Genomic DNA, 23,372 nt, shown 5'->3' on the forward strand with positions numbered 1-23,372 from the left:
TCACCCCTTCTCCATGTGCTCCGGTGTCGCGATGGCAACGATCCGCCGATAGCCCTGCCGGGCCTCGGCCAGGGCCTTTCGCGCCGCCTTCGCCTTCTGCTTCGGTGTCCGGTCCCCCGGCCGCCACGCAGGCTCGGGGTACGGCTCCTCCGGGCTCTTCTCGCCCCGGTTGGCGTTGCGGAAGTCGACATGCAGACGTGCGTTGAGGTCGAGCAGGTCGGCGAGCATGTACGTCTCATGCGACCAGTGATGACCGAGGACCGCCCGGCCGGTCGCCGAGTCCGGCGGCAGGTGCTCCACGAGCACCCGCAGCCGGCGCAGTGACATGTCCCCGCGCCAGTACGCCGCCAGTTGGTCCCCGTCGCGCGGGTAGTAGCGGGCGAGGTCCGCTTCAACGGCCTCCGGGTACCGGCCGAGGATGCCTAGCGCCGTGTAGGGCGCTTCTTGATCTGCCCCTGGGAATCCTGCTGGATCGCCATGAACAGGAGGGCGATGTCATTGTCCGAGCCGCCGGCCGCCTTGTACTTGGCGTACTGCTCGTCCCCGAGCATCGCGCGCGCCTTGTCCTTGGCGGACTCCGCGGCGTCGACCGAGTCCGCCCATTCCTCCTCGGCGAAGAGCGGGTGCGGGAAGCTGTAGGTCTCGCCCCTCGCCTCGAACTCCACCAGTTCACCGCCGACGGCCTCGGCGTACTGCTCGTGGACCTGCTCCAGGATGTACCGCTTCTTGTTCGGCTTGCTCATGGTTTTCTCGTCTCGCTTCTGGGTGGCCGGCGGGTGAGCGGGTGAAGGCACCGAGTCGGCCGGGCTCACCCTGGGCCGCCGCCTCGGTGCCGGTCGGGCGGGGCCGGTCACGGTCCGGCCGGCGGGGCGTAGTCGCGCCAGCCCGGTCCGTCGATCCAGGTGATGGAGTCCGTGCCGACGGTCTCGTCCACGTACGCCTGGTAGGTGACGCCGCGCGCGATCTCCGCCGTGCGGGTCCAGGTCTCGTCCTCCCGCGCGGAGCGCAGAGCCGAGGGCATGTGGCGGACGATGTAAATCGGTTTGCCGGTGGCCTTGTTGAGGTCCTCGGCGATGAACACGAGGCGCCGGTAGCGGGTCGGGGGCGTCAGCGGCCTGGACCAGGTCCAGGCGGCCGTACCCATGTCGGGCAGCGCCCCGGCCCCGGACAGCGGCAGGTTCTCGTAGAGGGCGACCGCCGCGGCGTTTGTCTCCTGCGGCACCCACGCCGCCGTCTGGATATCGGTCTCCACATCGCTGCGGGTCGGGCTGCTGCTCTGTCCGGACTCCACATCGGAGTTCGACATGTCCCCGGAGAAGGTGACGCCGTCGGTCGTGGTGAAGCCGACTGGCAGGTATCCGGTGGGCAGGGTCTGAAGGATGCCTTCGGCGTCGAAGGGGTTGGCGACCACCGCCGTGGTGGGGTCGGCGGCGAAGATCGCATACCGCAGAGCCTTGCGGATCAGGGCGGTCTGGAAGTCGGCGAGCGTGGTGAAGTCGGCGGCCGGCATACCGGTCTCCTCTCATGGCGAAGGCCCCGCCGGAAGACGACGGGGCCGGGTGTGTGCGCGGGTCAGGCGGACGCCTGGGCGCGGCTGGTGAGCGCATAGCTGGCGACCGCCCGTCGCAGCGCGGGGTTGCCGTAGGGCACTTCGTTCGGTCGCTCGATGGTGTCGACAGTGTCGATAACCACCCGGGCACCGGGCACCCACTGGGCGCCTGCGGCGAGCATCGCGGCGCGCGCCCGTTCGGCGAGCTGCCACATGGCGGCCCGGTCAGCGGCGAACGCCTGGACGTCGACGGTGGCGGTGTCGCTGATGCGGTCGTCGCCTCCGCCCACCACCCGCACCCAGATGAGCGGGAGCCGCGTCTCCACCTTGTCCGGAAGTTCGTCTGTGACGCGGACTCCGGGCAGCTGCGAGCGCAGCCACAGCATCACGGTCAGCTCGATGTCCGCCCACATCACTCGGCCCGGGTATGAGCGGCACGCCCCAGGACTCGCCGCCGGGTGTGGGTGCTGTCGCCGTGCTCGTGTGCCTCGGCGTCGGGCCGGTCGGCGACCACAGCGGCGGTCGGCCGGCCCCTGGGGCGGATCTCTTCCACGACCGCGATCGAGGCCGCGAACTCCGGGCTGATCTCGGAGCGGGCGAGCGCGCGAGCGAGCGGCGCGATACGGTCCGCCTCCTGCTTGAGCGCGCCGCGCACGGTCTCGGAGCGCATGACCTCGGGCAGGCACCCGGGGTCGAACTCGAACCGGATACCGGACATCAGCCGGTCACCGCCTTCAGAAAACACTCGGTGTGGTCGAGGATCCCGCCGTAGGACTCGTAGGCGCCCGGGTCGCCGTCGACCTCGTACAGCACTCCCCGGAACTCCACGCGGGAAATGGCGGTCAGGGCGAGGTCAGGAGGTCCGGCCAGACGCCAGCGGGTGATCACCTGCGTGCGATTGTCGTTGGCCTCCGTGCTGCTGACGGGCTGCATGTTGCAGCGGTCGACGTCGCGCCGGACGTCTTCGTAGACGTCGTGGCCGCGGTCGTCCTCGCCGACCAAGACCCGGTCGATGACGGTCACGGTGTGTCTGCGCAGCGGGTTGTCGAGCAGCATCAGGCATCGTCTCCCCGGTTCAAGCGGTGGGCCTCCACAGCGGCGGACCACTGGGAGGTGATCCCCACGGCGGCCGTCGCCGCGAAGGACACCGATTCGGTGCCGGTGGTGACCTGCTGGATCGCCGGATCCAGCCGGTAGATCGCGCGGGCCTGGTCGATGACCGCCTCGGCGACTTCCTCGGGCACGGGATCATGCCCGTGGTCGTACACGACGGTGATCTCCGCCCAGTCCGGCCAGCATTGGCCCGGGTGCAGCAGCACGCCGGACCGCCGCTTCGCCTTGACCCCGGTCAGCGCCTGGCCGTCCACCAGGACCTGACGCAGCTGCACGAGCGGGGCGGCAGGCAGGTGCAGCACGGGCCGACCCGAGCCGTCGAGAAAGACCGTGTCGTTCTCGACCAGCGAGACGGGATGACGGACCGCGCCACGGAACCGCCGGGTGGCGGCCCGCAGCGCGGCCAGCAGCCGCACGTCTGTCGACGGGATCTTGAGGAACACGGCCAGCTCGGCCGGGTCGGCGAGGTACGGCTCAGCCGCCGCCACCGGACGCCCGCTTCCTGGCCTCGGCGATCAGATCATCACGCCGGTCGACCAGACCCTTACGGGGCTTGCTGGACGCGGCCTCCACGTCCAGGACCCGGACGGTCTCCGCCTCGTCCGCCTCGGCGAGGTGCGCCATGACGCCGAGCAGGTCGTGACCGGCCGGATCGAACGGATCCGTCTCCGTCTCCGGGATCTTCCGCTGTTGCGCGTGCGCGGTGGTGAGCGGGCCCGCGCCGGCTCCCGTACGCGCGCGGTAGGCGGCTACGTCCTCGGGACGCACCCGCACACCGTCAATGGTGATCATCTTGTGTTCGGGCATGCTGCGCTCCTTACGGGGTCGCGGGCTTGACGACGATCAGCCGGTTCGGCTTCCAAACGACCTGTGCGGCGCGCAGCTCGGCGCGGACGTAGACCAGGTTGCGCTGGGCGTAGTCCTTGTGCTGGTTGAACGCCAGCACGCTGATCCCTTCCCGGTCGAGGAGTGCGACCTGTCGCCAGTCGCCGAGGATGACGGTTCCCGGGGCGAGACGCTGGGAGAGCGCCCGTGTCCGGCCCCAGCTGGTGTTGGGGCCCTGGCCGAACGGTCCCTGTCCCATGAACCGGTTGGTGGCGTCCTGGAGCAGGTCCCACGCCTCGTCGTCCTCCGGGGACATGAGCGCGGCGGTGACGTTCCCGCCCGGCAGCGTGGTGATCTTTGTGATGGCCTGGCGGATCGCCTTGACCTGCGCCATCGCGTCCGCCCCGGGCGTGTAGGTCAGTTCCTGCACGCCGGTGGTGTGCAGGAGGCCGCGCGGCTCGCCGCCAGTGCCGGTGCCGTTCAGCAGCTTGTCCTCGATCACCCAGTCCAGCGAGTACTCAAGTTCGCCGTCCATGTACGTCGCCAGCGCCGGAGCGTCCGAGAGCAGGGAGTTGGTGACGTCGTAGCCGTCCGCGTAGGTGTACGGCTTCGCGTCCGCCAGCTGCGTCTGGATGGTCGATGTCGGCTTGACCACCGTGTCACCCGGCAGGATCTCGTCCGGCACGACCGCCGCGTTCCGGGTGACTCCGGTGACCTGGAGATACTCGAACGCTCCGGCGGTCTCGCCGCGGCTGATGAGGTCGAGGATCGTCAGATTGTCGCGGTCGACCTGGTCGATCATCGGCATACGGATGGGCTCCACATGCCCCAGCGCGACCTGGAGAGGCGCGGCGGTCGCCTTCCGGCCGGCCAGCCACTCCTTCATCGTGCCGACCCGCACCCGGCCGATGTCCACCGGCGAGCCCTGCCCGACCCCGGACGGGTTGGACTTACGGAACTCCCCGTAGAGACCGGACTTCACGAACCGGGCGCCGAACGTGGCGGCGTCGCCGTCCTCCTGCCGGTCCTTCACCTGAAGGCCGGGCTTCGGCGTCGTGGCGGCCTTGCCCGCCATCGCGGCGGCGGCGGCCTGCGCGTCGTCAGCCGCCCTCACCTTCACGGCCAGCTCATCGGAGGCGGCCTTGATCTCGTTGATCCGGGTCACCTCGTCCTCGGTGAACTCCCGGCCGTCTTCCTCAGCCGCCTTCGCGACGATGCCCGCGGCCTCGTCCAGCAGCGCCTTCAGCTTCTCGCGCAGCGTCATCCTGTACTCCTCATGGTCATCAGTTCCTGCGTGGTGACCCATGCGGCTACCTGGGCGGGCATAGGACCAGGGGCCTTCGCGGCGGCCTCGGGGGCGGCGGCGGGCTTCTCGTCCGGCTGCTGGCCGGTCTCCTGCTCGGGTGTGGTCCGGCCCGTGGCCATCGTGGCGAACGGCCGGAAAGTCTTCTGCGGCTCGGCGGCGGCCAGGACGTCGCCGATCGATGTGTGCGCAGCGGTGAGCGCGTCGTAGTTCGCCTGGGAGAGCACCCGGCCGGCCTTCATGCCCTGGACCAGGTCCGCGGCCTTCGCCGCCAGCAAATCAGTCTGCTGGTTCGCGCCCACCAGGCACGGCCCTACCTCATACAGGGAGGAGAACCGCTTGATCTCGTAGTAGCCGCCCCACGGGTGAGCCTCGGTGTCATCGGTCTCGACCCAGCCGCCCTCGCCCACGTCATAGGCGAAGCTGAACTGTTTGATCCGGCGGCCCTTCAGCAGCCCGTGAACATGCTTGGCAGTGGGATTGGTGTCCATGTCCTCGATCTGCGCGAGGACTTCGAGCCCGTCGGCCGTCTCGGCGGCTTCGACCACCGAGCCGATATGCGCGAAAGGGTCGCCCCACTTGTGGGCCCAGACCACCGGGATGGGGTCACCGGTGGCTTTCCACTCGGCGAGGACCTGGGCGAAAGCTCCGGGGGCGATGACGTCGCCCATGGAGTCCTCATTGCCGAACACCGAGACCAGCGCCCGGAACTGGCCGTCGGCCAACCCGTCGGCCGTGCCTGCGGCCTTGATCTTCGCTGTGCATTCCTTGGTCCGGGGCACGGTCAGCCCTCCCTCGTGTAGGCCAGATCGCAATGGCAGTTCGCGGTTTCGTCAGCGTCCCCGCGCGAGTCCCCGGGCCAGCGCAGACGGTTGGAGAACACACCGCCCAGCTCCACCGACTCGCCGTCCATACGCACATGGGAGGCACGGGGATTCTTGCCTCCGGTCTTCCAGACCTTGTGGGTCAGCCCGGAAGCGCCGGCCGCATCGTGCGAGCCGAACGAGCGGGCCTCGGTCGCCGAGGTCACCGCCCGCACCGCCGCTGCGGTGACCCAGTGGTCCATCCCTGTGCGGAGGTTGTCGCGCCAGTCGCCCTCATCCGCCACGGCCGCCGTCGCCGCGGTGTAGGCGGCCTGTTCGTACTCCTCGGCATGCGACCGCGCGGCAGCAGAGAGCCAGGCTTCCATCACGGCCGGATCCCAGTTCTCGGCGGCCGGGTTCCACAGGCTGAGCACGTCCCACGCGCCGATCTGCGCGAGCCGGAACCCGTACGCCAGCATCAGCGCGGCCAGCTGGTCCTGGCGCTCCGGGCTGGACGCGGCCCACAGCTCGTAGAAGTCGGGCGGCCCGTCTGCTTTCGCGTCGGCGGCGGACAGCAGGCCATCGGCCTGGCGCTGCGCCCAGTCGGTGAGCGCGGCCGTGTAGGCGTCCCGCTCCACCGCGTACGTCTCCAGATCATCCGGCCGCTCCAGCGCCTTCACGCCGGGCGGCCCTGACCTTTTGGGAGCGACGGCGGCGGCGCCGTGTCCGTCGGCGAGGCGAGACCGCCCACCACGACGTTCAGTGGCGTGATCAGCTCATCCGTACCCTCCACGTGCGGCAGGTTCTGCACCGCGCGCGCCTCGGAGCGCAGCATGTACGGGGCGCCAACAGCCGTCTGCAACAGCGTCGCCTGCTCGGTGAACGAGCCACGCAGCTTCGCTTCGACGTTCGCTTCGACGTACAGGTTCGAGCCGGGGGCGATCAGCGGCACGAGCATGGTGTTCAGGACGTCCTGCAACATGGTGATGTCCGGCCCGACGCTGTGCGTGTAGAGCATCTGCCGGAAGGCGTCCACGTTGGAGAAGGTGCCCTCGCGCGCGCCGACCAGCTCGGGCGGGATGTGGTAGCTGGACGCCACCTCGGCGTCGGTGAGCTTGCGGCCCTCGATATCCCGCGTCTCCACCGGGTTGAACGCCTTCACCGGCACCAGCTTCATGCCGTCTTCCAGGAGCGGCGTCCCGCCGGCCGATGCGCCCCGCCCGACGAACGCGTTGAACGCGGCGATGAACCGCTTCCTCGCCGTGTCCGACCAGCCCGGGGCATCAACCGGGCGCTCGATCACCACCGGTACGCGCGCCCCGTTCCTCCACACCGAGCGCCGCCAGGCCACCGCCTCGGACTGCTCGGCGAGGATCTGCCGCATCGTCTCCATCGGGGAGGTCCCGTCCGCGCCGATCGTCGCGTACCCGTGGTCGAACAGATACGGCGCGGGCAGGGCGACGGTCTCGGCCGGCCCCCGCGATGAGATCAGGTACAGGGCCCGTGGCTGGTCGTCGTCATCGGCCAGGATGTGAAATCGCCGCGCGGGCTTCCGGCGCAGCTCCCAGCCCGAGGCCGTGTCCGCACTGGGCAGGACCTGAACGCACCACCGGTCATGGATGAGCCAGTCCAGGATGACGGAATGCCACAGCCGTGCCGGCGGGACGTGCGGGGCCGGAGAGCCCAGCAGCAGCGCCAGCGGATGATCGGTCACCCTGCGCCGGTCCGTGTCCGAGACACGCTCGTAGACGTGCCACGGGATCGTGCACAGCGCGCGGGCGATGTAGTCCGTCACCTTCCGCACCGACGGCTGGGTCTCCCACACGTTCAGCGCGGCGGCCGTGCCCGCGTAGTTGGACAGCGGGACGCCCGGATCGACCACCCGGATGCCGTGCTGCGTGACGTACCGGCCCAGCTCTGCCAAGTCATCGAACGCCTCGGACTTGACGGGCACGAGGGCGCCGGACTGGTCGATGACCTGACCGGAGGCCCCCTTACTGCGACGCCACCAGGGCATGCCGCACCCCCTTCAGATCACTTCGAAATCGGAATCCTCGTAGGCGCTGACCTTCTTCGGCGGGCGGGCCAGGACCTCGGACATCGCGTCACACAGCGCCGAAACGCCGTCGATCTTGTCCCCGGCGGACGCCTTGTCCGGCTTGACGTTGCCCGCGGCGTCCTGGGCCACGGCGAGGTTGTCGACCATCCATGCCATGACGGGATTCCCGTCGTGCCGCAGCATCTGACGGTGCCCTGTCTGCTGGCCGCGCAGCAGCAGCCGTTGAACCGCCTTCAGCGCGGGCGACATCGTCTTGTAGCCCTGCCCGACACCGACCATGGGCGCCCGCTCGCCCTCCAGATCGTTGGTGAGCGGAGTAGCTCCCCACCGGTCGTAGCCCAGCGCCTTCACGTCGAAGACGTCCAGGTCCTTACGGATCTGCTTGCCGATCACCGTGTAGTCGGTGACGTTGCCCGGGGTCGTCGTGAGCCAGCCCTCGCGCACCCACACGCTGGCGTTCCCGGCCGTGCGCCGGTCCAGCGACTTGATGTTGTCCTCGGGCGTCCACAAACGGATGACCAGGTCGAGGCTTCCGTCACGGTCGTCCGGGAACAGCCACGCGAGCGCGTTGAGGTCCGAGACGCTGGCGAGGTCCAGGCCGCCGTATGCCTCGCGGCCCTTCAGCTTCGCCTCATCGATGAGCGCGCCGTTCGCCTCCCACGACTCCAGCGTCAAAAACTTCGTGACCTGCTTGGTACGGATCCCCAGATGCAGACGCAGGAACTGGGCGAGTTCCGCCGGCGACTGCTTGGCCTTGTCGCTCGCGACCGCCAGGGCCGCCCGCGTCGGCGACACCCCGTACCCCGGATTGGCCTTGCGCCACGTCGACTCGGCGTGCGGGTCGTCGTCCTTCTCAGCGGCGAACACGACCCCGTAGACCGCCGGGGCCATGTAGGCGCCGCGCGCCAACTGCTCGATCCGCTCGCGCTTACGGGAGTAGACCGACTCCTTCTTGCCCGCGTCCGCCGTCGTGATGATGAAGATCAGCGGCTGGCGCCTTGAACCCGTGCCGGTCTCGATCGTCTCCACCAGCTCGGGTGACTTGTGCTCGTGCAGCTCGTCCACGATCCCCGCGTGGAGGTTGAGGCCGTGCTGCGCGCCAGCCAGCGAGGACACCGGCTTGAAGTACGAATCGCTCTTCGGGTGCAGGATCACCCCGGCGAGCGGCTGCATCACCCGCTTCAGCGCCGGCGACTTCTCCACGATCGCCTTGACCGGCTTGAACAGCAGCCCGGCCTGTTCCTTCGTGGTGGCCGCCGTGATGACCTGCGCGCCGGGCTCCTTGTCCGCGGCCATCATGTACAGCGCGATCCCGCCGGCCAGCGTGGTCTTCCCGTTCTTGCGCGGGACGTCTACATAGACCTCGCGGATGATCCGCACGTACATGTCGGCGTCGTCGTCCCAGACGACCCAGCCGAAGATGGGCGCCAGGATGTAGGCAACCTGCCACGGGTCAGGCTTGAGCGGCCGTCCGGCAAGCTCTCCCTGGGTGTGCCGGAGCTGCTGGAACGCGTTCATCACCCGGTCGACCCGGGCGGCGTCGAACAGGGCGCCCGGGACCTCCCGGGGCTCAGGGGTCTTGATCAGCGGAGAACAGTCGGGCAGCGGGATACCGCGCGCGACCAGATACCACGCCACCTCGGGCGACAGCTTGAGCCGCTCCAGCAGCTCCGCATCCAGGTACGCGGCAGGAACCTGCTTACCCGAATGGGTTGTCGGGGTCCGGCTCATTCTCCGACCCCCTCGCAAGGGCCTGCTCCGTGGAGGGAGTGAGCCCGAAGTGGGCCGCCCACGCGCGCACTTCCCGCCCGGCAGCCCGCGCGATGCCCACCGCCGGATGCGGCAGGGTGCCCTGTGCGGCCTCGATCGTCAGCCCGTCCTGCTGGAGCGTCTCGGTGGCCTCGCGGAACTGGGCCCACGATTCGCAGTACGCGGCCAGCGCCGCGCGGTCCTCCGGTTTGAGCAGCTCCAGACGGGCCAGGCCGGGAAGGACGCGGTCCCACTCGGCCCGCGCTTCGTCCGACAGCCAGCCCGGGGCCTCGGGCGGGAGCCGCTTGAAGGCCGGCCCCATGCTCACCTCGCGCCCGGCGGAGTCCTTGCCCTCCGAACGTCCCTTCAGCAGACGCAGCTTGGCCGGTTCAGCGGTCCGCCCCATGTCAAGACCCCCCCTTGCGTTTTCTGTTCACGCACGCGGAAAGCTGACGGCGCCGGGTCCCCAGAAAATCTTGCTGGAAATCTGAACTCCCCTACCCCTGGGAGGGGAGGGAGCCCTGCTCCAAGCAGTGCCGGCCGGAGGCCACCAGCAGCTCGCCGAGCGTCTCGTAGGCGTCGGCCAGGCCGAACACGCGGCCCTTGGCGGGCGTGGTGGCCGTTCCGATGACGGTCACGATGGGCTCCGCGTCGGGGATGAGCGTCGTCACGTGGACCAGATGAGTCATCTGAGCGGGCATTTTGGGCTCCTGGGGGCTCGTTTTGGGGCTCAGCGGGTCCGTTCCCGGGCCTGATTGGCTCTGCGGGCCTCGGATTTGCTCTTGACCGTGTCGCAGGGCTCGCAGAGGAGCCCGAGATTGTCCAGGTCGGTGACCGAACCGCCCTCGAAGATCGGCGTGATGTGGTCAAGGACGTGGCTGCGCGCGTCGGGATCGTCGGCCGTGACCTCGTCCTGGTCGATGCCGCATCGGTAGCAGCAGCCGTTGTCACGGATGGTCACGCGCCGCTTGAGCGTGCGCCATGTGCCTGAGCTGATGCCGTACCGCGCTGCCTTGTCGTCCCTGCCTGCCCATGGGATGCGCTGGTGTTCCTCGCAGCGGCCCTTGGGTACGAGCGTGGCGCATCCGGTCTCGGCACAGCGTGTGGGTGGCCTGGTGGGCATGGGCGGGCCCCTGGTGGTGAGGGGGTGGGGTGGGTGTCAGGGCCCTGGGGTGGTGCCCACGAGGGAGGGGTTGGCGTACTGGTCCGTGAAGCTCTCCCCGGAGAGGGGCGGGGTGCCCACGGTGGGAGCGACCGCCAGGCCGTCGTTCATGACGATGGTCTGGGCAGCGTCCTTGACCAAGTCATTGACGAGGTCGGGGCACAGGCCGCCGGCCGTGAGTTCGCGGTGGTAGGCGAGCAGCTTCTGCGAGGTGGTGGCCATGGTGTCTCCCCTGGGGTGAGCCGGGCATGACGAAGGCCCCGACGCTTGGTGCGTTCGGGGCCTTCGGTGGTGTGTGGGCTATGCGGCTTCGCGGCATAGCTCTGCACGGAGATCGTTACACGGCTCTGACCTGCGCGTCAAGGGACGTTGGATGGGACGGCGTTGAGCGATGAGGGCCGTGATGTCGGCGCTGGCGTAGTACGGGTGCCGCTCGGTGCCGCCAGCCTTCTTGAGTCGGCCGCGGCGGACGAGCTGGCGGACGCCGCCGAGGCCGATGCCGAGGGCGTTGGCGGTCTGTTGGGCGGTGAGGTGGTCGGGCGGTACGTACATGGCTCCATGGTCGCCTACGCGCGCGGAGACCCCGCCGCGGTGTTCGCGACGGGGCCGGGCGCTAAGCAACGTCAGCAGCCAGAAGACGCGGGTAGTGGTTCCACGCTACGGCTGGCCACTGACAGCGGGGCTACCTCGGCGGCCACCAGGGCGCCGGGCCAGCGCCGTTGAACGCCAGCGCCTCGTCTTCTTGCGCCAGCGTCACGGTGGCGGTCTGGCCGCCGGGCCAGGTGAGCGTGCATGGCTGGGTGAACGGTTCGGCGAGCACCGGCAGTTCCTCGCCCGGCAGGGTCGTCGTGATGCCGGCCCACATCCGACTGTGGTCGTCCCGGGGTGCGGCGTGGATGAACACGGTGAGCGTCATCGTCTCTCCGCCGGACTCGGTCAGGGTGACGGGCCCTTCGTAGTACGCGGAGCACGGGCACGTCTTCAACGCCTGGCGCTGCTCGTCGTCCTCCGCGTGGTGCTCGCAGCCCCAGCCGACTTCCTGACTGTGTTCGCAGAGCGCTGCCGAGCAGCAGGGGCAGTTGGGGCATGGCCCGTTGCTGGCGGGTACGTAGTCGGGTCCAAATGTTTCGGTCATCTGGTCATCGTCTCCTTCTTAGGGGGTGCTGCGCGGTTACAGGTGTTCCATCCAGTCGTTGATGCCGTCGTGGATGAAGTTGGCGAGGATCTGGTCGCCTTCGAGTTCCGCCTTCTGTGCTTTCTGGGACAGCTCAGTGATCACTTCCTTCGCGTATTCGGGGGTGATGGGGGTGGGCGGGTCGGTGGTGTAGTCCATGGGCTCTTCGGCGGCCACGTGGGGCTCCTGTTGGTCAGTGGGTGTGGGGCGGGTACCACCAGCCGCAGCGGGCGCAGTACGTCAGCTCGGCGGCGAGGGTGATGAGGGCATGGATGGGGGGTCGCACGGGGCTCTCCGGGTGGTCTACGGCCCGCTCTACGGGCGGTCTACGCGGGCTCTACAGCCCCTTCTGTGGGGGCGTGACCTGCGTCTACGTCTGATTCGGGGGTCTGGGCAGGGTTGGGGGAGAGGAGGGCTGCGATGTCGGCGGCTTTGATGCCGCTGCGGCCGGTCTGGTCGCCGATACGGACGCTCTTGTGGATGGTGATGCCGCAGTGGATGAGGACGGCGCGGAGTCGGGCGTCGTCAAGGTGTGCGGCGACGGGGCGGGTCTGGAGTGCGTTGTACACGTCGCGGAGGAAGATGGCGGGCCGATCCCCGGTGAGGTGCTGGACTCCGAGGAGCACGCGGCGTTTCAGCTCATCCTCGGTGGGCGGTACGGGCGGGGTGGGCGGTACGGGTCGGCCGGCGCGCCACGCCTGGACGGCGTAGGCGCTAGCGGCGACGGCCAGGAGCCGGGGCTCCTCGTTCGCGGTACGCCAGACCATGAGCGCGCCGAAGGCCAGGCCGCTGGAGCGCGCGGCGACGGTCTTACCGCGGGCGGGGTGGTTCTCGGCGATGGTCCAGGCGCGGAGGCGCGCGTACAGGGCGAGGTGGCCTCGGCCAAGCCGTCGGGGATGGATGCGCTGTGCGGCGACCCGGGGCCGCCCGGCTCCCCAGGTGGGGACGGGCGGCAGTTCGAGGGTGTCGGCCTCGGGGTCGGTCGTGGTCATGGTCAGGCGTTGCCGATGAGGGTGGAGAGCATCTGGCCGACGCTGCCGAAGAGCGTCCCGATGGTGGTGCCGATCGTGGTGCCGGAGAGGGACAGGCCGAGGCCGAGGCAGACGAAGCCGGGCAGGAGGTGGAGCTTCTTGGTGTCCTTGCCGTGCTTGTGCATGTTCCAGGCCCACAGGCCGAGCACGATGATCAGGAGCACGGAGATGGGCACGGACCCGCCCGTGCCGATGGCGGCGGGCTGTGCGGCCATGGTGTGGGCGCCGGCGGTGTCGATGGCGGCGATGAGGCTGGTCTTCACGGTGGCGGGTCCTTAGTAGGAGAGGCCGACGAGGGCGGCGACGAGGAGGAGCGCGGCGCGGGCGAGCAGCCGTCGGGCGTGCGAGTCGCGGGGCAGGACGCGCAGGAGGAGCGCGGCGGCGAGGAGCGCGGGGAGGCCGTAGTAGCCGAGCGCGTGGTAGGTGATCACGGGCGCTCCGGGTGTGACTGGCGTATGACCGGCGGGGTGAGGAGCGGGATGGGGAGTATGACCAGGTAGGCGGTCAGGGCCCAGCCGAGGACGTGGGCGAGCATGGTGGTACTCCGTGGGGTGGTCCGGGTCATACCGCCCGCGCTGTGGCGTCATACCGTGCGGCGCGGGCGGTATGACGGTCAGGTGCCGGGGGCGGCGGGCGGGGGCGGGGTGGTGTGACCGTGCTGGTCGTGGCCGGTATGACCGCCGGTGGCGGGGTCATACGGGGCGACCTGACAGGCGATCACCTGCGGCTCGACACCCGGCGGGTAGACCCCCGCGGCCCAGGCGTTTCGGTAGGTACCGGCGATGAGTGATACCGCGTGCTTCACCGCGGTCGACGCGGTCATACCAGCGGCCGTCCCGGTCATACCGGTGTCGCTGCTGGTCATACCGGCGCTCATCATGACCATCAGGTCGTCATACAGTTCTTGGTCAACCTTGACGGACAGGCCCTTGCCGGGCAGTGGCGGCGTGCTCACCAGGCCACCTCCCGTGCGGCGCCTCGGAGCGCGGCGAGGACGTCAGCCTGCGTGCGCTCCGGCTCGTCCTCCCACGGCACGACGAGCCGCTCACCGAGGTAGACGACCAGCGCGTCCCACGCCCGAAGGGTGGTCTCCTCGGCGGCCGGGTCGATGCCGGGGATGGTGTAACCGGCCGCCCGGTCGATGGCGGAGATGACCGGATTGAGGTGGGGGTGCCAGCCTTCGGCGGCGAGGAGAGTGGCGGCCTGGTCGAGGACGGCGGCGATTCGGGAGCGGGTGACGGACAGCGTCAGCACGGTGTCGCCTTCCCGTCCTCGGGCCGCTTCCACGGGGTGTAGGTGGCGGGCCGGGCTGCGGCTTCCTCGCGGATCCACTGGGCGGCCCGGTCGATGGGGTGGCCGTCTTCGAGGATCAGCAGGGCGGCGTCGCGGACGCGGACGGACCGGGCGCGCAGCAGCACTGCGTGAGCCCGCTCATCGGCGTCGCTGAGGACCGGGAGCGGAAGGTTGAGGCTGTCGGCGATCGCGGCGAGCAGTTCGGCGACGGGCTCGGGGAGGTCGCTCACTGGGCACCCCCGGCGGCCTTGCGGAGCAGCAGGGAGTACTCCCCGCGGGTTACCTCACGGCCTCGCTCGATGGCCGGCGCGAAGCGGAGAACTTCGGCCTCCAGCTCGTCGGCGGCCGTGGACATGTAGCCGTGCTTCGCGGTGGCGGCGGTGAGGATCATCGCCATGCGCCGTGCGTCATCGAAGACGTGCGTGGGGCGGACGGACGCGAGGCGGCCTGCGATGTTGAGGAGGATCTCGCGGGCGTCGCCGCTGGGCTGGGTGTGGGTCTCGGTCACCGGGCACCACCGGTCGGGGCGATGGTGCCGGTGACGCCGGCCTCGGTGGCGCGCACCGTGGTCGTGCGTCCGCTGCGGCGGGTGATGGTGCCGACGGCGACGATGCGCCGGTCGGTGCTGGGTGGGGGCGCGCTGGTGCGCGCAGGCATGGAAAGATCCATGACAGCCGACTCCTTGGTACCTCAAGGTGTACGCCCGGCTTGCCGGGCTTCGGTCAGGCCCCTCGCTGGTGGTAGGACACCGGCTTGGGGCCGCATTCAGTTGTCAGGCGTGGAGGTCGATGAGCTTCCGGATCGCGGCGGCGCGGCTTAGGCCGTGTGCCTTGGCGAAGGCGCCAAGCTTCACGATCTGCCCGGGGTAGAGGGTGATGCCGCCGATAACGCGGCGGTCAGTGGTCCGATTGGGGCCGGGAGATCCCCCGGCGTCTTTGTGCATATGCACACCGTAGCAGGGTATGCATATGCACGGCAAGCGATCCGCTCGACGTATGCATATGCACCCCCTAGCCTGGGCTTATGGTCAGCCGCGCGAAGGACTCGCACACCACCAACCGCGTCGTCCGGGTTCCAGACGACGACTGGAGCGACCTCGGCGGAGCGGTCGGCGAACGGAACCGCGCCGAGACGATCCGGGCGTTCATCGCGTGGTACCTGCGGCGGCCTGGGGCAGAGCTGCCGCAACGTCCGCCTGCCCCATAGTCGTAGCCGCCTTCGTATCGGTGTCCATCAGCACCTTCAGCCCTGGCCACATGGCCGGCGGGTACGCGGTCGAGCACCACTCGCACGTCACAACCTTGGCGCTCGCGTACAGCCGCAGTACCGCGCCGCAGATCTCCCCATTCTCGACCTCGGCCGGGCAGGTCCCTATGCGGGTACCTCGGTCGATCGGGGCTGGTGGTGCGAGGATCGAGGCCACCGACCGGGTCACCTCACGGATGTCCGCAGCGAACATCCCGGCGTCCGACCAGGACACGGCCACCCACGGCAAATGCCCGAGCAACTCGGAGACCGCCGTCTTCAGGCGGCCCCCCACGCTGCCCGCAGGGTTCGGCAGACGCATGCCGCGCTGCTCGCGGATGATGGCCACCCATCGCTCTGCGACGCCCGCGAGACCGCCGGGGCCGCGCAAATCGAGGACGTCTTCCGACACGGGCAGTGGAGCGAACACGGGGCGGGAGCCGCGTACCTGGGGGCTGCCGCCCATCGGGGCGAGGAACGCGGCCAGGCCCTCATACAGGTCCGGCAAGCACTCCAGCCGAACCCTCGTCGACTTGGTGCAGCCGAGGCACAGGTAGCCGTCCTCCAAGGGGCGGACACAGAGCTGGCAGGCGTTCACTGGTCTTCTCCCTGCTCCTCCGCAGCCGAGGCAAGGGCGGCGCGCAATTCGGTGGCGGCGCTGCCGTAGGCCCGGAGCACCACCCACCGGGTAGCGAGCTTCTTGGCCCGCTCGATGGCGGCCTCGGCCCGTGTGGCACGCTCCTCGGCCTGCTTGCGCTGGCGAATGGCTGCGGTAATGCCTTCTTCGGCACTCGTCAGTTGGCTTCGTAGCTCGTCCTCGTACCGGTCGGCGTCCTCCTTGTGGAACTGGCGGGTGCGCTCGGCTCCACTGGCCAGATCGGCGTAGGACTGGCAGTCGCGGCGGAGCTGGTCCGCCAGGGCGTACAGCGAGTCCAAGGCGTCGTCGGTGATGCTGTCCGCGGTGTACCTGATGTCGGTCATCGGCTCGGCTCCTTGCTGGGGTCGTATAGGTCGCAGGGGCGGTTGTGCCAGGCCCCGCGGGTGAGGAATCCGCGTTCGCGGCACCAGGACGCCCAGGGCTCGGACCAGAACGTGAACGGTTCGGAGAGCGGGGCCGGCCGCGCGGCGCGCTCGGCCGCAGAAGCCTCGGCCCGCCGGGCGTAGCGCCCCTCCCGCAGGAGGAGCGCCATAACGGCGACGGCCGTGCCCAGGAGCAGCACCGCCACCGCAAGACCAGCGTTCAGCGCGATCACGAGACCATGCCGAAGAGGTCGAGTTGGATCGGTTCTGTCTGCTCGGGCTCGTGGCCGCTGTGACACGAGCAGGTACAGATCTGACGGCACTGACGAACGGCCGGCCACACCCACGCGAGCACGTTGGGCCCGGAGCGCACCGGGGACGGATGGTCATACGGCTCGCGGAACGTGGCAGCGCGCTGGGTGTTGGTCTGGATGACGGTCTCGTTGATCAAGTGGCCGTCGTGGCGGCACGCGCTGTGGGCGTCGCGCTGACACTCCACAGACGGCGGTTTCTGGCAGGCGCAATCCGTGAGCGTGCCGGGGATGTGCTGGTAGTTGCGGAGCCAGATCGGGGGCCATACGTTCGCGCGGATCCAGGCTGCGGCGTGAGGTGTCATGGGATCTCCGTGGTGTGATGGGTGGAGGTCCGGGCCTGATAGCGACAGGCCCGGACCGCTACGCAGCGGCAGAGACGAGCTGGCCCAGGACGCCGCCAACGCGCGCCTGGTCGATGAGGTCGGCGACTTCGCCAGCTGTGCTGCCGCGCGGCACCGCGAGGCCGAGCCGTCGGCAGAGACCGAGCTGCTTGGGGGACGGCTGGCCGGAGCGCCACCGGGCTTGACGGCTCACAAACGCGCGCGGCGCGAGCACCTTGGCCTGCTGCTCCAGCCACGCCAGCGCCTCCGGCAGAGGCCGGGCCACGTCCTCGCGCGGCGCGTGCACCCCGTGGGATTCCGTCCACCGGCGCGTGCGGTACAGCCGAGTCCCGGGGTCCCGGACCAGGAACAGGAACTGCGCCGACGTCACCCGGATGAACCAGATCCCGCCCTCCGTGCGCAGCCAGCGGATCGCGCTGCCCCCGAACAGGTTGATCTCCTCGGTCTGGATCCGGGCCGCCAGTGCACGGCGCTGCTCGGTGGCCGCGTGGTCCTCGGCGACTTCCCGGAGCGAGCGGCCTTCCTCGGCCTGCCCGATCTCCCGCGCGGTCAGGTCGACCATCGAGGCGAGCTTGTGGCGGGATGCGGCGCCCATCACGTCCAGGAGCAGCGCGTCACGCTTCCCGGGCGCCGGCCGGAGTCCACGGCCGACCATCTGCACGTACAGGCCAGGGTTCTTGGTCGGGCGGGCTACAACGACGCACGACGTGTGCGGCGCGTCGAACCCCTCGGTGAGCACCATGCAGTTGGTGAGCACCTGGACGTCGCCGGCCTCGTACCGCGCGAGCGTCGCCCGGCGTTCGTCGCGGCCCATGTCACCCCACACCGGCGCCGCGGTGATGCCCGCGGCCCGCAGCGAGGCGGCGGCGCCCTGGGCGGTCGCCACGGTCGGCGTGAACACGACGCCCGGCCGGTCCGCGGCGTGGTCGACGTACGCCTTGGCGATCGCGTCCAGCGCTCCGGAGTCCTCCAGCGCCTTACCGAGCTGCCCGTCGACCAGGTCGCCGCCACGAGTGCGGACCTTGTTCAGGTCGAGGGCGTCGACCGTGATCGCCTTGCCCCGAACGTCGCAGAGGTAGCCATCGCTGATCATGTCGAGGATGTCGAGGCGGAAGACGACGTCCTGCCAGACCTCGGCCAGACCGCCGTCCGTACGCGTCATGGTCGCGGTGAACCCGGCGGTGGGCACGCCGCACCAGGCGCCGAAGTGCTCCAGGACCTCCATGTAGGTCCGGGCGGCGGCGTGGTGGCACTCGTCCACCACGATCAGACCGATCTCTGTGATGGCCTCGCGGCGACGCTTCACGGCCAGGGTCTGGACGGAAGCCACCACTACGTCGACCCAGCGGTGGTGGTCGCGCTCGGCCTTGACGATGCCAACGCGGAGCCCGGGGCACACGGCGCGGATCTTCGCGGCGGCCTGTTCGATCAGCTCTTCACGGTGAGCGATGACAAGGGCGCGCTTGCGGCCGAGCTGCTCGCGCATGCCCTTGATCAGGTTGGCGAAGACGACGGTCTTACCGGCACCGGTCGGCAGGACGACGGCGAGCCGATTCTGTTCGATCTTCCAACCGTCGCGCAGCGCCGTGATGGCGTCGCGCTGGTACGGACGAGGGGTGAAGGGGGCGTTCATGGGGCACCTCGATTCGGGTTGCTGGCTGTTTGCGGGGAGTGCGGGGACCTTGCGGGGGTCCTGCGGGGACTCCCGCGCGCTTCTGGTGTGGCGTTGATCAGCTGTTTTGCGGGGACGCGGGGAGTTGCGGGGAGCTGAGAAATCCCTTGATGCCGGAGAGCTGAAGACCTGTCGTGCGGCGCCGTGCGGCACATGTGATGCGCGATGCACGCGAAACGCGCGCGATGTGTGGGAGAGCGAGGCTGGTCCCCGCAACTCCCCGCCTCCCCGCATCTCCGCAGGTCGGGTCCTGTGCGGGGACCTGCGGTAGTCCCCGCACAGGTCCCCGCAAGGTCCCCGCAGTCCCCGCAGGACGGCCCCCGGTCACGACTCGTGCCGCCCGGTGCCGCGGTCACCGTGGACGTCGACCCGCCACAGGTTCTGCTTCTTGTGGCTGTCCACGACCATGACGACTTTGTGAGTGCCGAAGTAGCGGCCCGCCCTCGCCTTCAGCCAGATGCCCAGCTGGTTGGAACTCGGCGGGTCATCACCCTTCCGCGGCACGTGGTTGGGCAGGCCCTTGATTACGGCACCGGTCTGGACGGGTTCGGCACCGTAGGTCTCCCGCCACATCTCCAGGAAGTTGGCCCACTCCTGCTGTTCGTCGTCCTGGTTCCGCGCATCGGCGCCGTCAGCCATCCAGCCGTCGACTCCGAGGAAGCCGAGGAGGCCGGCCATCATGGAGGCCCATTCGCTGTAGTCGCCTTTGCGGACGCGGGTGGTTGGGGCTCCGGCCGCGAGCCAGGCCCGGACGAGGGTGACGAGCGCAGCGACCAGAGTGGACGCGTTGGCGCGCAGCCAGGGCCGGAGGTCGCCGATACGGAAGTCGTCGCGCTGGTCGGGGTCGGGGCAGTCCGGATCGAGCTTGACCCAGAGGACGCGGCGCCCGTTGTCGCCGCCGGTTCGCAGGGCGTTGCCGGTGACGAGCCACAGCCGGTCGTTGCGCATGGTGACCTTGCCGGTGGACCCGAGGATGCGGTCGCCCCAGTGCTCGCCGGTGAGCAAGGCGGACAGGATCGGTGTCTTCAGCACGAAGCCGTTCGGCAGGTTGTCGAAGACGACGACGGGCGAGCCGGTGCCGTACAGCTGAGTCGTGATCGACTTCCTGAGTTCGGTGTCGTTCTCGGGCCACGCTGTGTCCGCCGTGCCATAGCAGTACTTGAAGATGTCCTTCAGCAGGGTCTTGCCGCTCCCTGCCGCAGTCGCGGTGATGACCACCATCTGCGTAGGCCCGTGGAAGTATGCGCGCACGATGGGTGTGAGCAGCGCGCCCAGGAAGTTGGCTCGGTCGCTGGCGGCGACCCATGGGAAGTCGGCCAGGACCTGTCCGAGCACGATGTCCTTCGCCCGGTCCAGGCTCTCCCGGGTGACCTGGGGCTGGAGTCGCCGCAGCGGTACCCGGGGCTCCAGATAGAGGCCGGTCGGACGGTCGTACCCTGGGGACTCCAGCAGGCTGCCGTCCGGCCGGATTACCGGCGAGGTGACGACGCCACGGAGGACCGGAAGCGGCCAGTCTTTCCGGCCGAGGAGCGTCGAGCAGCTCTTGGGCATGAGCAGCTCGCGTTCCTCGATCACCTCTTCGGTCTGCGGATTCCTCTTCACGCTGTAGCTGCTGACGTGGTCGGCGAGGTACGCGCGCAAGTTGTCCGTGCCGAGCTGCTGGACCACCGGGTCGTCGTTGTCGTCGCGGTAGACCCAGCACGGGCCGCCGGAGCGCTTGTAGAGGTCGGGAAGACGCCCCTCGGCCATGAGCTGCAAGATGCCGTCGATGGCGTCCGCCTCGTTGGTGATGTCCAGCTCGGGGCGGGAGGGGACAGAACGCAGCTGCGGGCCGCCCTCGAACCCTCCTTCCGCCCGCGGGTCCGGGGCATGGGCGGGGTCGAGCGCGGACGACCCGTCGGCGAAGTGCTGCGCGGGCACGGAGGACAGGCGCCGGCGGGTCGGCTCAGAGCCGTAACCGCGGCGGCGCAGCTCGGCCGCCGCGGCCTTGTGGTTGCCGCCATGGTGCAGCTGCGCGTAGGCGCCGAACTTGGTGTACGGCGTCTCGGCCGTGAACTCCGAGCTGGTGGTGAAGACGTACAGCCGGTCGGCGTCGCCCCGGCCGGTGGTGGCCTTCACACCGCCCTGCCCGTCGGCCCACCCCCAGTACGTGGTGCTGCCGCGTGTGATGACGGGACGGAAGGTCCCGATGAGGATCTCCTGCCAGTCCGCGCGGGCCTCGAAGTCCTCACCGGGGCGCAGGCCGCCGTCTGGCAGCGGCGGCATCTGGCGGGGGGCCGCCTTCGGGACCTCCGGTTTGGGGAGGGCGTCGACCATCCGGCATACCTCGTGGATGGCATCCATGCGGTCGTGGCTGATCGTGGGGATCGTGGCGGGGCCGCCCTCCATCCGGAGGTATGGGCGGCCGGTCGCGTGCACGGTGCCGCAGCTCGGCTCGACCAGCCCGTAACCGCCCTCGCCGCGCGTCTCGATCTGGACGCGGATGATGCGGCTGGTCGGCTTCTCGGCCAGGCGCTGCGTCTCCTCCGGGGTGTACTCCTCCGGGCGGGCGAGGCGGGAGGCCAGTTTCGTGTTGCCCCGGACGGGAGAACCGTCGATGCGAACGCGGAAGTGCCGGCCACCGGACGGTGACTCACTGGCCCAGCCGGTGAGAACTGCCCGCCACTCCTCGCCGAGCCCGGAGGCCTGCATGATGTCGGTGACCTCATCGAGGAGGCCGTCAGCGATAGCGGTTCCCTCGAACTCGATCAGCTCGATCCCGCCGGACACCGCACCGTAGGCCACGGCGATACCAGCCGGTTTCCCAGCAGGGAACCAAGCGTCGTGCTCCTCCGGCGTGGAGCGGGTCACCTTGTACGGGCTCCAGCTCCGCAGAGCGGGCGCCTTGCTGCCATCGGCCTTGATGGGCAGGACGCACAGGCCAGCGTCGTACATCTCGCGAGCGGAAGCCCGGAGGTTGGGGGTCTGTGCGTCGGTCACGCGCTGCTCCTGGCGCTGCATCGGGCGGGGTGTTCGGTGCGGATGGCGGCGGCGAACTCCGTGACGGCCTGGTCGCCGTGCACCGGGCCGTCACGCTGCTGGCAGAGCGCGCACTCGTACTTGGCGCGCGGCGGCCGGATGCGGGTGCCATCCGGGTTGAGTCCGAAGTCGACGGTTAGGGCTGCGGTGACCACGCGGCGGCCGTCGGCGCGACCCGGGCGGCTGGGGATGGTGCCCCCGGCCGCCGCCGCGGTGTGGTGCGTCTGGGTCACGGGCGCGCCTCGGTGTCGGCGAGGTGGTTGCGGAGCGCCCGCAGGCGGGGGACGGAGGAGAGCAGTTGGGCGGCGATCTCCGCGCCGATGATGGCCGGGCCGGGCTGACCGGGAAACGCCCTCCGCGCCCCTGCGGCCTCTGCCAGACTGGTCATGAGCGTGTTCCGATCTGCTTCGCGGCTGTTTCGTTGACGTGCTCGTTCGATGCCGTCGCGGGGGCAACCGCGGCGGCATCGCTGTTGGCGGGCAGGTGGAGGAAGGCCAAGAGGTCGACGTGCCGCACGTAGCGGCGTCGGCCAAGGCGCACCACCTCGAAGGGCAGTTCTCCTCGCGCGGCAAGCAGGTAAGTGGTCGACTCGGCTTGTGCCAGGGCCTTGCCGACGGTGGGCCAGAGCGGGACCAGCGCGGGCTGGTCGAGGATCTCGGCGATACTGAGTGCGGGCGTCATACGGACGCCGCCTGCCGCTGGAGGCTGCGGAGGGTGCGTCCGTCCCGGATCCAGAGGACCGGGAGGTCCACGCCGATACGTTCCGATACGGCCAGAGCCACGCTCTCCGGCGCGGTGTCCTGCACGCCGGTCAGGAGGTGGCCGATGGTGCTGTGGTGTACTCCGGCGGCCTCGGCCAGGCCGCGGATACTGACGGGTCGGCCGTCGCCCGTGCGCTTCATGAGGGAGCGCAGAACATCGCGATCGGCCAGGCGGTACATGGGTTCGGGCACTTTCCACCTCGCGGCTGTATAAGTCGATATACAGAACCCTGCCACGGGGGCGACCCTTTGTCTAACTACTTGCACAAGCTGACGGGTATTCAGCCGCACAAGGGCGCCTCTCCGGCCAGATGACGACCCCCGGGTGGCGCTTCGCATTCATCCGCATAGACAATCTGGCGATGCGGATGAACTAAGGGTTGCCTCAGAACTGGATCGGGATCACCGGCCAGATAGACACCTAGCGGCAGCGGAGTGGCAGGATGAATCTCATGGCGGAGCCAAGGACTCGGACGGACTTGTCCGACCTCGTGCGGGACCGACGCGCGGAGCTGGGGCTAAGCCTCCGGAAGCTGGCGGACCTGTGCATCGATCCGGAAGATCCGGGTGAGCCGCTGTGGAAGTTCGCCGTGATCAATCGCCTGGAGAGGCATCTCCCGGTCATTCCGCCACAGCTCCCGGAGCTGCGCGCCCTTGCGGCCGGCCTGAGCTTGCCTCTGTGGAAGGTCCAGGGAGCTGCGGGCGCCCAGTTCTTCGGCATCGACACCGTGTGGTCCGATGCAGTGCGGGCCCTGGTGCAGGACTACGAGTCGATGCCTCCGGACGATCAGAAGCGCGCGCGCCAGCTCATGAGAGCATGGGGCGCCGAGTCCACCCCAGAGAGTGACTCTCAGTAATTTTCTTGTAACCCCTGGTGCAGACTTAAACGACTATGCATGATGGGGATCCTTGTCGGAGTCTTTGCTTCCGGCTCTGGAAT

At 69.6% G+C, this 23,372-nt stretch carries 40 protein-coding genes; 1 reads left to right on the forward strand and 39 read right to left on the reverse strand.

From position 1 onward, the window contains the following. The 39 genes from ACZ7LS_RS22560 to ACZ7LS_RS22750 all read right to left on the reverse strand — a co-directional run bounded on the left by ACZ7LS_RS22560 (nucleotide 1) and on the right by ACZ7LS_RS22750 (nucleotide 22,624). Nucleotides 1-327, reverse strand: a complete 327-nt coding sequence (locus tag ACZ7LS_RS22560; RefSeq protein WP_385137193.1) for a hypothetical protein — start codon at nucleotides 325-327, stop codon at nucleotides 1-3. 95 nt (nucleotides 328-422) lie between these two features. Next, nucleotides 423-743: a hypothetical protein gene (locus ACZ7LS_RS22565; RefSeq protein WP_385137195.1), complete on the reverse strand. Its 321-nt coding sequence runs from the start codon at nucleotides 741-743 to the stop codon at nucleotides 423-425. A 107-nt stretch (nucleotides 744-850) separates the two neighbouring features. Next, the gene (locus ACZ7LS_RS22570) at nucleotides 851-1,510 is read right to left on the reverse strand and encodes a phage tail tube protein (protein WP_385137196.1); all 660 of its coding nucleotides are present in this window, start codon (nucleotides 1,508-1,510) and stop codon (nucleotides 851-853) included. A gap of 62 nt (nucleotides 1,511-1,572) precedes the next feature. Then, a complete protein-coding gene (locus ACZ7LS_RS22575; protein ID WP_385137227.1) occupies nucleotides 1,573-1,962 on the reverse strand; it encodes a hypothetical protein in 390 nt (129 codons plus the stop codon). Next, nucleotides 1,962-2,267, reverse strand: coding sequence for a hypothetical protein (locus ACZ7LS_RS22580; RefSeq protein ID WP_385137198.1), 306 nt, complete (start codon nucleotides 2,265-2,267; stop codon nucleotides 1,962-1,964). The genes ACZ7LS_RS22575 and ACZ7LS_RS22580 overlap by 1 nt, the downstream gene beginning before the upstream one ends. Then, nucleotides 2,267-2,605 carry a hypothetical protein gene (locus ACZ7LS_RS22585; protein ID WP_385137199.1) on the reverse strand — a complete coding sequence of 113 codons (339 nt, stop codon included), beginning with the start codon at nucleotides 2,603-2,605 and terminating at the stop codon, nucleotides 2,267-2,269. Before ACZ7LS_RS22585 ends, ACZ7LS_RS22580 begins: the two co-directional genes overlap by 1 nt. Next, entirely contained in the window at nucleotides 2,605-3,150 is a 546-nt protein-coding gene (locus tag ACZ7LS_RS22590; protein ID WP_385137201.1) for a mobile element protein, read from the reverse strand. The genes ACZ7LS_RS22585 and ACZ7LS_RS22590 overlap by 1 nt, the downstream gene beginning before the upstream one ends. Further along, nucleotides 3,137-3,469 (reverse strand): hypothetical protein, encoded by a 333-nt coding sequence (locus ACZ7LS_RS22595; RefSeq protein ID WP_385137203.1) that lies wholly within the window; start codon nucleotides 3,467-3,469, stop codon nucleotides 3,137-3,139. Before ACZ7LS_RS22595 ends, ACZ7LS_RS22590 begins: the two co-directional genes overlap by 14 nt. A gap of 10 nt (nucleotides 3,470-3,479) precedes the next feature. Then, on the reverse strand, nucleotides 3,480-4,751 hold the full coding sequence (locus tag ACZ7LS_RS22600; RefSeq protein ID WP_385137205.1) for a phage major capsid protein: 1,272 nt from the start codon (nucleotides 4,749-4,751) through the stop codon (nucleotides 3,480-3,482). Further along, a complete protein-coding gene (locus tag ACZ7LS_RS22605; RefSeq protein WP_385137207.1) occupies nucleotides 4,748-5,572 on the reverse strand; it encodes an HK97 family phage prohead protease in 825 nt (274 codons plus the stop codon). Before ACZ7LS_RS22605 ends, ACZ7LS_RS22600 begins: the two co-directional genes overlap by 4 nt. A gap of 2 nt (nucleotides 5,573-5,574) precedes the next feature. After that, on the reverse strand, nucleotides 5,575-6,273 hold the full coding sequence (locus ACZ7LS_RS22610; RefSeq protein WP_385137208.1) for a hypothetical protein: 699 nt from the start codon (nucleotides 6,271-6,273) through the stop codon (nucleotides 5,575-5,577). Beyond that, nucleotides 6,270-7,610, reverse strand: a complete 1,341-nt coding sequence (locus ACZ7LS_RS22615) for a phage portal protein (RefSeq protein ID WP_385137210.1) — start codon at nucleotides 7,608-7,610, stop codon at nucleotides 6,270-6,272. Before ACZ7LS_RS22615 ends, ACZ7LS_RS22610 begins: the two co-directional genes overlap by 4 nt. A gap of 12 nt (nucleotides 7,611-7,622) precedes the next feature. Beyond that, nucleotides 7,623-9,383 carry a terminase large subunit gene (locus ACZ7LS_RS22620; protein ID WP_385137212.1) on the reverse strand — a complete coding sequence of 587 codons (1,761 nt, stop codon included), beginning with the start codon at nucleotides 9,381-9,383 and terminating at the stop codon, nucleotides 7,623-7,625. Then, nucleotides 9,352-9,807, reverse strand: a complete 456-nt coding sequence (locus tag ACZ7LS_RS22625; RefSeq protein WP_385137214.1) for a phage terminase small subunit P27 family — start codon at nucleotides 9,805-9,807, stop codon at nucleotides 9,352-9,354. The genes ACZ7LS_RS22620 and ACZ7LS_RS22625 overlap by 32 nt, the downstream gene beginning before the upstream one ends. Nucleotides 9,808-9,898: 91 nt before the next feature. Further along, entirely contained in the window at nucleotides 9,899-10,102 is a 204-nt protein-coding gene (locus ACZ7LS_RS22630; RefSeq protein WP_385137216.1) for a hypothetical protein, read from the reverse strand. A 29-nt stretch (nucleotides 10,103-10,131) separates the two neighbouring features. Beyond that, on the reverse strand, nucleotides 10,132-10,524 hold the full coding sequence (locus tag ACZ7LS_RS22635; protein WP_385137218.1) for an HNH endonuclease: 393 nt from the start codon (nucleotides 10,522-10,524) through the stop codon (nucleotides 10,132-10,134). Between the two features lie 36 nt (nucleotides 10,525-10,560). After that, nucleotides 10,561-10,785: a hypothetical protein gene (locus tag ACZ7LS_RS22640; RefSeq protein ID WP_385137219.1), complete on the reverse strand. Its 225-nt coding sequence runs from the start codon at nucleotides 10,783-10,785 to the stop codon at nucleotides 10,561-10,563. 78 nt (nucleotides 10,786-10,863) lie between these two features. Further along, nucleotides 10,864-11,115 (reverse strand): helix-turn-helix domain-containing protein, encoded by a 252-nt coding sequence (locus ACZ7LS_RS22645; protein ID WP_385137221.1) that lies wholly within the window; start codon nucleotides 11,113-11,115, stop codon nucleotides 10,864-10,866. A gap of 130 nt (nucleotides 11,116-11,245) precedes the next feature. Beyond that, nucleotides 11,246-11,698 carry a hypothetical protein gene (locus ACZ7LS_RS22650; RefSeq protein WP_385137223.1) on the reverse strand — a complete coding sequence of 151 codons (453 nt, stop codon included), beginning with the start codon at nucleotides 11,696-11,698 and terminating at the stop codon, nucleotides 11,246-11,248. 36 nt (nucleotides 11,699-11,734) lie between these two features. Continuing rightward, on the reverse strand, nucleotides 11,735-11,914 hold the full coding sequence (locus ACZ7LS_RS22655; protein WP_385137225.1) for a hypothetical protein: 180 nt from the start codon (nucleotides 11,912-11,914) through the stop codon (nucleotides 11,735-11,737). A gap of 149 nt (nucleotides 11,915-12,063) precedes the next feature. Then, a complete protein-coding gene (locus tag ACZ7LS_RS22660) occupies nucleotides 12,064-12,729 on the reverse strand; it encodes a hypothetical protein (protein WP_385341757.1) in 666 nt (221 codons plus the stop codon). Nucleotides 12,730-12,731: 2 nt separating this feature from the next. Next, entirely contained in the window at nucleotides 12,732-13,031 is a 300-nt protein-coding gene (locus ACZ7LS_RS22665) for a hypothetical protein (protein WP_385137345.1), read from the reverse strand. 12 nt (nucleotides 13,032-13,043) lie between these two features. Further along, entirely contained in the window at nucleotides 13,044-13,199 is a 156-nt protein-coding gene (locus ACZ7LS_RS22670; protein WP_385137347.1) for a hypothetical protein, read from the reverse strand. A gap of 182 nt (nucleotides 13,200-13,381) precedes the next feature. Next, nucleotides 13,382-13,723, reverse strand: coding sequence for a hypothetical protein (locus tag ACZ7LS_RS22675; RefSeq protein ID WP_385137348.1), 342 nt, complete (start codon nucleotides 13,721-13,723; stop codon nucleotides 13,382-13,384). After that, complete coding sequence (locus tag ACZ7LS_RS22680; protein ID WP_385137350.1) at nucleotides 13,720-14,022, reverse strand: DUF6197 family protein; 303 nt, start codon at nucleotides 14,020-14,022, stop codon at nucleotides 13,720-13,722. Before ACZ7LS_RS22680 ends, ACZ7LS_RS22675 begins: the two co-directional genes overlap by 4 nt. Then, nucleotides 14,016-14,291 carry a hypothetical protein gene (locus ACZ7LS_RS22685; protein ID WP_385137352.1) on the reverse strand — a complete coding sequence of 92 codons (276 nt, stop codon included), beginning with the start codon at nucleotides 14,289-14,291 and terminating at the stop codon, nucleotides 14,016-14,018. Before ACZ7LS_RS22685 ends, ACZ7LS_RS22680 begins: the two co-directional genes overlap by 7 nt. Next, entirely contained in the window at nucleotides 14,288-14,569 is a 282-nt protein-coding gene (locus ACZ7LS_RS22690) for a hypothetical protein (RefSeq protein WP_385137353.1), read from the reverse strand. Before ACZ7LS_RS22690 ends, ACZ7LS_RS22685 begins: the two co-directional genes overlap by 4 nt. Further along, complete coding sequence (locus tag ACZ7LS_RS22695) at nucleotides 14,566-14,730, reverse strand: hypothetical protein (protein ID WP_385137355.1); 165 nt, start codon at nucleotides 14,728-14,730, stop codon at nucleotides 14,566-14,568. The genes ACZ7LS_RS22690 and ACZ7LS_RS22695 overlap by 4 nt, the downstream gene beginning before the upstream one ends. Before the next feature lie 103 nt (nucleotides 14,731-14,833). Next, nucleotides 14,834-15,004, reverse strand: a complete 171-nt coding sequence (locus ACZ7LS_RS22700; RefSeq protein WP_385137356.1) for a hypothetical protein — start codon at nucleotides 15,002-15,004, stop codon at nucleotides 14,834-14,836. Between the two features lie 201 nt (nucleotides 15,005-15,205). Next, the gene (locus ACZ7LS_RS22705) at nucleotides 15,206-15,904 is read right to left on the reverse strand and encodes a hypothetical protein (RefSeq protein WP_385137357.1); all 699 of its coding nucleotides are present in this window, start codon (nucleotides 15,902-15,904) and stop codon (nucleotides 15,206-15,208) included. Then, nucleotides 15,901-16,287, reverse strand: a complete 387-nt coding sequence (locus tag ACZ7LS_RS22710) for a hypothetical protein (protein WP_385137359.1) — start codon at nucleotides 16,285-16,287, stop codon at nucleotides 15,901-15,903. The genes ACZ7LS_RS22705 and ACZ7LS_RS22710 overlap by 4 nt, the downstream gene beginning before the upstream one ends. Continuing rightward, nucleotides 16,284-16,559 carry a hypothetical protein gene (locus ACZ7LS_RS22715; protein WP_385137361.1) on the reverse strand — a complete coding sequence of 92 codons (276 nt, stop codon included), beginning with the start codon at nucleotides 16,557-16,559 and terminating at the stop codon, nucleotides 16,284-16,286. The genes ACZ7LS_RS22710 and ACZ7LS_RS22715 overlap by 4 nt, the downstream gene beginning before the upstream one ends. Next, nucleotides 16,556-16,942: a hypothetical protein gene (locus ACZ7LS_RS22720; RefSeq protein WP_385137363.1), complete on the reverse strand. Its 387-nt coding sequence runs from the start codon at nucleotides 16,940-16,942 to the stop codon at nucleotides 16,556-16,558. Before ACZ7LS_RS22720 ends, ACZ7LS_RS22715 begins: the two co-directional genes overlap by 4 nt. Nucleotides 16,943-17,000: 58 nt before the next feature. Further along, the gene (locus tag ACZ7LS_RS22725; protein WP_385137365.1) at nucleotides 17,001-18,614 is read right to left on the reverse strand and encodes a DEAD/DEAH box helicase; all 1,614 of its coding nucleotides are present in this window, start codon (nucleotides 18,612-18,614) and stop codon (nucleotides 17,001-17,003) included. A 363-nt stretch (nucleotides 18,615-18,977) separates the two neighbouring features. Then, nucleotides 18,978-21,632 (reverse strand): bifunctional DNA primase/polymerase, encoded by a 2,655-nt coding sequence (locus tag ACZ7LS_RS22730; RefSeq protein WP_385137367.1) that lies wholly within the window; start codon nucleotides 21,630-21,632, stop codon nucleotides 18,978-18,980. Next, nucleotides 21,629-21,904, reverse strand: coding sequence for a hypothetical protein (locus ACZ7LS_RS22735; protein ID WP_385137368.1), 276 nt, complete (start codon nucleotides 21,902-21,904; stop codon nucleotides 21,629-21,631). The genes ACZ7LS_RS22730 and ACZ7LS_RS22735 overlap by 4 nt, the downstream gene beginning before the upstream one ends. Beyond that, nucleotides 21,901-22,059: a hypothetical protein gene (locus ACZ7LS_RS22740; protein WP_385137370.1), complete on the reverse strand. Its 159-nt coding sequence runs from the start codon at nucleotides 22,057-22,059 to the stop codon at nucleotides 21,901-21,903. Before ACZ7LS_RS22740 ends, ACZ7LS_RS22735 begins: the two co-directional genes overlap by 4 nt. Continuing rightward, nucleotides 22,056-22,352 carry a DNA-binding protein gene (locus ACZ7LS_RS22745; RefSeq protein ID WP_385137371.1) on the reverse strand — a complete coding sequence of 99 codons (297 nt, stop codon included), beginning with the start codon at nucleotides 22,350-22,352 and terminating at the stop codon, nucleotides 22,056-22,058. The genes ACZ7LS_RS22740 and ACZ7LS_RS22745 overlap by 4 nt, the downstream gene beginning before the upstream one ends. Continuing rightward, nucleotides 22,349-22,624, reverse strand: a complete 276-nt coding sequence (locus ACZ7LS_RS22750; protein ID WP_385137373.1) for an XRE family transcriptional regulator — start codon at nucleotides 22,622-22,624, stop codon at nucleotides 22,349-22,351. The genes ACZ7LS_RS22745 and ACZ7LS_RS22750 overlap by 4 nt, the downstream gene beginning before the upstream one ends. A 287-nt stretch (nucleotides 22,625-22,911) precedes the next feature. Between ACZ7LS_RS22750 and ACZ7LS_RS22755 the strand changes: the two genes are divergently transcribed. Continuing rightward, nucleotides 22,912-23,289, forward strand: a complete 378-nt coding sequence (locus tag ACZ7LS_RS22755; RefSeq protein ID WP_385137375.1) for an XRE family transcriptional regulator — start codon at nucleotides 22,912-22,914, stop codon at nucleotides 23,287-23,289. Nucleotides 23,290-23,372 lie beyond the last annotated feature (83 nt).

The sequence above is a fragment of the Streptomyces sp. NPDC039430 genome (assembly GCF_055639435.1).

Excerpts from the sequence above, each read along its gene's own strand:
- ACZ7LS_RS22565 (WP_385137195.1), bottom strand. The coding sequence starts at position 743 with ATGAGCAAGCCGAACAAGAAGCGGTACATCCTGGAGCAGGTCCACGAG.
- ACZ7LS_RS22570 (WP_385137196.1), bottom strand. The coding sequence starts at position 1,510 with ATGCCGGCCGCCGACTTCACCACGCTCGCCGACTTCCAGACCGCCCTG.
- ACZ7LS_RS22560 (WP_385137193.1), bottom strand. The coding sequence starts at position 327 with ATGTCACTGCGCCGGCTGCGGGTGCTCGTGGAGCACCTGCCGCCGGAC.
- ACZ7LS_RS22635 (WP_385137218.1), bottom strand. The coding sequence starts at position 10,524 with ATGCCCACCAGGCCACCCACACGCTGTGCCGAGACCGGATGCGCCACG.
- ACZ7LS_RS22620 (WP_385137212.1), bottom strand. The coding sequence starts at position 9,383 with ATGAGCCGGACCCCGACAACCCATTCGGGTAAGCAGGTTCCTGCCGCG.
- ACZ7LS_RS22740 (WP_385137370.1), bottom strand. The coding sequence starts at position 22,059 with ATGACCAGTCTGGCAGAGGCCGCAGGGGCGCGGAGGGCGTTTCCCGGT.
- ACZ7LS_RS22720 (WP_385137363.1), bottom strand. The coding sequence starts at position 16,942 with ATGACACCTCACGCCGCAGCCTGGATCCGCGCGAACGTATGGCCCCCG.
- ACZ7LS_RS22595 (WP_385137203.1), bottom strand. The coding sequence starts at position 3,469 with ATGCCCGAACACAAGATGATCACCATTGACGGTGTGCGGGTGCGTCCC.
- ACZ7LS_RS22630 (WP_385137216.1), bottom strand. The coding sequence starts at position 10,102 with ATGCCCGCTCAGATGACTCATCTGGTCCACGTGACGACGCTCATCCCC.
- ACZ7LS_RS22600 (WP_385137205.1), bottom strand. The coding sequence starts at position 4,751 with ATGACGCTGCGCGAGAAGCTGAAGGCGCTGCTGGACGAGGCCGCGGGC.
- ACZ7LS_RS22745 (WP_385137371.1), bottom strand. The coding sequence starts at position 22,352 with ATGACGCCCGCACTCAGTATCGCCGAGATCCTCGACCAGCCCGCGCTG.
- ACZ7LS_RS22645 (WP_385137221.1), bottom strand. The coding sequence starts at position 11,115 with ATGTACGTACCGCCCGACCACCTCACCGCCCAACAGACCGCCAACGCC.
- ACZ7LS_RS22660 (WP_385341757.1), bottom strand. The coding sequence starts at position 12,729 with ATGACCACGACCGACCCCGAGGCCGACACCCTCGAACTGCCGCCCGTC.
- ACZ7LS_RS22650 (WP_385137223.1), bottom strand. The coding sequence starts at position 11,698 with ATGACCGAAACATTTGGACCCGACTACGTACCCGCCAGCAACGGGCCA.
- ACZ7LS_RS22575 (WP_385137227.1), bottom strand. The coding sequence starts at position 1,962 with ATGTGGGCGGACATCGAGCTGACCGTGATGCTGTGGCTGCGCTCGCAG.
- ACZ7LS_RS22625 (WP_385137214.1), bottom strand. The coding sequence starts at position 9,807 with ATGGGGCGGACCGCTGAACCGGCCAAGCTGCGTCTGCTGAAGGGACGT.
- ACZ7LS_RS22640 (WP_385137219.1), bottom strand. The coding sequence starts at position 10,785 with ATGGCCACCACCTCGCAGAAGCTGCTCGCCTACCACCGCGAACTCACG.
- ACZ7LS_RS22585 (WP_385137199.1), bottom strand. The coding sequence starts at position 2,605 with ATGCTGCTCGACAACCCGCTGCGCAGACACACCGTGACCGTCATCGAC.
- ACZ7LS_RS22580 (WP_385137198.1), bottom strand. The coding sequence starts at position 2,267 with ATGTCCGGTATCCGGTTCGAGTTCGACCCCGGGTGCCTGCCCGAGGTC.
- ACZ7LS_RS22615 (WP_385137210.1), bottom strand. The coding sequence starts at position 7,610 with ATGCCCTGGTGGCGTCGCAGTAAGGGGGCCTCCGGTCAGGTCATCGAC.
- ACZ7LS_RS22700 (WP_385137356.1), bottom strand. The coding sequence starts at position 15,004 with ATGCACAAAGACGCCGGGGGATCTCCCGGCCCCAATCGGACCACTGAC.
- ACZ7LS_RS22710 (WP_385137359.1), bottom strand. The coding sequence starts at position 16,287 with ATGACCGACATCAGGTACACCGCGGACAGCATCACCGACGACGCCTTG.
- ACZ7LS_RS22725 (WP_385137365.1), bottom strand. The coding sequence starts at position 18,614 with ATGAACGCCCCCTTCACCCCTCGTCCGTACCAGCGCGACGCCATCACG.
- ACZ7LS_RS22695 (WP_385137355.1), bottom strand. The coding sequence starts at position 14,730 with ATGGATCTTTCCATGCCTGCGCGCACCAGCGCGCCCCCACCCAGCACC.